This window comes from Vibrio ichthyoenteri ATCC 700023 (assembly GCF_000222605.1).
GTDB lineage: Bacteria > Pseudomonadota > Gammaproteobacteria > Enterobacterales > Vibrionaceae > Vibrio > Vibrio ichthyoenteri.
On sequence record NZ_AFWF01000042.1, the window covers coordinates 1 to 2,731 of the forward strand.

The window sequence follows — 2,731 nt, forward strand, 5'->3', positions numbered from 1 at the left end:
AATGAGAGTGGGATAAAGCCGTTAAAAGAGTTTGCTAGAAAGCTTCTTCCTTACCTTCATGGTATTACTGCCTCAGCCATTTATCCGTTGAATACGTGCACCCTTGAAGGGATAAACAACAAAATAAAGTTAATCAAGCGGATGGGGTATGGTTATCGAGATACCGATTACTTTTTCTTAAAGATAAAAGCGGCTTTCCCCGGAAAGCCGCGATGAACCATAAAAAAGGCTTCCAACTCAGTTGAAAGCCTTTTTTATAAACCTTAAGTAAGCACCCGAAGGTGACGTAGATCGAGCCACGAATTAATCATTCAAAGCATGATTTAGGCTTTATCAGTTCGGAGCTGATTTGTTCATATTATCTACAAAAATCATTTACTACAACTGCTTTAAAGTAAAAACATGGGCGCTCTTAGGCTCTGCACTACAAACTGAATCTGGAGGGGTTTCCCCCTCCAGTCCAGCACTACTTCACTGCTTCGTAGACAACAAAATGGGCTAGAAAACTTGTGCTACCGTTTTGGTAACGAACCTCACAAAGTGAGTCCCGCACGATCCACAGACCACACAAGATTGTGACACAAAGTACAATCAACCCCGCTAACGCGGTATTATTTTTCGGCATTTTTGTTGCCTCCACAATGAAGAGGCTCTACAATGAGTTTGTGAGACATCACTAAGGCCTCGTTAAATGAAAGTTACTGCTTCAACAGTAACCGGATAACGGGGCTTTTGTTTATCAGCCATTTACAAAACGCTCATGACTGATAAGCCAAGAGCGCCCAATGCGATTCTATCAGAATTATCTCCGCTAAATCTATCTTTATACGCCTGACTCCATCACATTGAATTGACACTAATTTCTTCACTTACTCACAAAAAAAGTGCATAAGCTGGGGATGGTTAATAATCAGCCAACCTGTGATTCAAACTTATCAATATAGCGTTTCTGCTGCAGATTAATCTCTTCTAGCGACCCAATCTTCTGACTTTGCGACTGCGCTTGTGCCTTAACCTCACGCAATTCATTCAAGGCGGATTGGTAGTTTGCTTCCATCGTCGTTGCTTTTGAGACTAACGAACTATGTTGTGTTTCAAAGTCCGTAATCCGTTTTTCCATTGTACTAGCGATAGAGGCTGAACCTTCTAGTTGTGTGGATAGCTTAGTGACTTGCTGTGCCAGATCGTGATTTTCAGTTTGCAATGAAACATTGCGCTCTTCTATCTGACCCTGCTTTGCTTTAACTTCATCGACATAGTCCTGGTTGCTTTCTAATTTAAGTTCCGATTTAGCTAACTCAGTACGCAATGACTCATTAGCCTTGGTCGAATCAACCAGATCTTTTTCCAATTGAGTAATTCGTTGGCGCAATTCTAGCGTCAGAACTTCATGGGATTGTTCGATCTTGCTCATTTCAGCTTCATAATGATTAAGCTGCTGACTACTCTCGGATTTTAGTCGAACAATATATTTGTCTTGCTGCTCAACGACAGCATTTTGTTTATACAATCGCTCTTCAGCTTTTGATAACTCGTCGATGGCCATATCACGCTGCTCGTTCGCTTCGTCAGCCATGCCTTTATAGCGCTGTTCTGCTTCAACGCTAAAACGCGAGATCTCCTTCATGAACATTTGTGTAAATTCTGAGCTAAAACCCAACTTGTCGTAAAGAGATTTCTCATTAGCTTCAAGCTCTTTACGCCAGTTAGCGTAATACTTATGAACCGTAGACGTACTCGATATATCGGGTAAAAAGGTGAGAATAACTCGAACACTGACCTTCTCACCTTTGCTGTAAAGCTCATTACAAATCTCATTAATTCGCTCTTGTGTGTTATCGGTACACGGCGTTTTCATGAACATTTTTCAACCAATTATCTTGCAGTATTCTTTGAAATTTGATCAAATCCACCTCCCTAGAATCACGATGTAATCTATTTTGCTGCTTGATATTGAAGACTTCCTAGAACACTTTTCTGATCCAAGAGATGAAAACAAAGTAATTTATCCTTTATCATCACTCTTATTCATGTCGTTCTGCGCCGTAGGCTCTGGCGCTGAAACCTGGGCGGATATAATTACATGGGCTGAGACCAATGAAGACTGGATAGCTAAACATGTCAATATGTCTGAAGGCGTACCAAGTTATAGTACGATCCGTCGACTATTCATCTTAATTAAGCCTTCTAAACTTCAGGCTTTACTGCATGGGATTGTTGAATCTCATCATCCAAACAAAAAGAAAGAAGACCACATTGCCATTGATGGTAAAACATTGCGTGGTAGTCGCTGTGACAGCAAGAACATTCGCGCTATGCAGATCGTGAGTGCATTAAGTATTGAGAATAAATTCACTTTAGCCGAGGTTAAAACTCACAAGAAATCTAATGAAATCAAAGCGATTCCTTTATTGCTTGGTATGCTAGAGTTGGACGGTGTTACTGTGTCCGTTGATGCAATTGGGTGTAACAGCACCATCATTGAGGCAATCTTAGCTCAAGGCACACACTATGTGATTGGTCTCAAAAAAAATCAACCTTCAATATTTAACAAAATAGTCACCTACGCAGCCGGTGATGGCACTCGACTGGAAAACCTTGTTTCTGATGGTTTTGACGATGGGCATGGACGTTTAGTAAGGCGACGGTATTTCGCATTTTCATTACCCGATGACATTCGAGATAATGGCTTACCAAAGATGAATACCTGTATTGTGGTCGATCGCATTGT

General features: G+C 41.0%; 4 protein-coding genes. 2 read left to right on the plus strand and 2 right to left on the minus strand.

The annotated features are described in order from the left end of the window. Positions 1-216, plus strand: a 216-nt coding sequence (locus RH85_RS04830; protein WP_006711079.1) for an ISL3 family transposase, incomplete at its 5' end; no start/stop codon positions are given. 250 nt (positions 217-466) lie between these two features. Here RH85_RS04830 and RH85_RS22195 read toward each other — a convergent pair. Both RH85_RS22195 and RH85_RS04835 read right to left on the minus strand, forming a co-directional pair. Then, positions 467-625 (minus strand): Hok/Gef family protein, encoded by a 159-nt coding sequence (locus RH85_RS22195; protein WP_083163853.1) that lies wholly within the window; start codon positions 623-625, stop codon positions 467-469. A 285-nt stretch (positions 626-910) separates the two neighbouring features. Further along, positions 911-1,858, minus strand: a complete 948-nt coding sequence (locus RH85_RS04835; protein ID WP_006711080.1) for a DNA-binding protein — start codon at positions 1,856-1,858, stop codon at positions 911-913. Positions 1,859-1,940: 82 nt separating this feature from the next. Here RH85_RS04835 and RH85_RS04840 point away from each other — a divergent pair. Beyond that, a partial coding sequence (locus RH85_RS04840; protein WP_006711081.1) for an ISAs1 family transposase occupies positions 1,941-2,731 on the plus strand: 791 nt, incomplete at its 3' end.

Coding starts and splice junctions, on each gene's coding strand:
- RH85_RS22195 (WP_083163853.1), bottom strand. CDS start 625: ATGCCGAAAAATAATACCGCGTTAGCGGGGTTGATTGTACTTTGTGTC.
- RH85_RS04835 (WP_006711080.1), bottom strand. CDS start 1,858: ATGAAAACGCCGTGTACCGATAACACACAAGAGCGAATTAATGAGATT.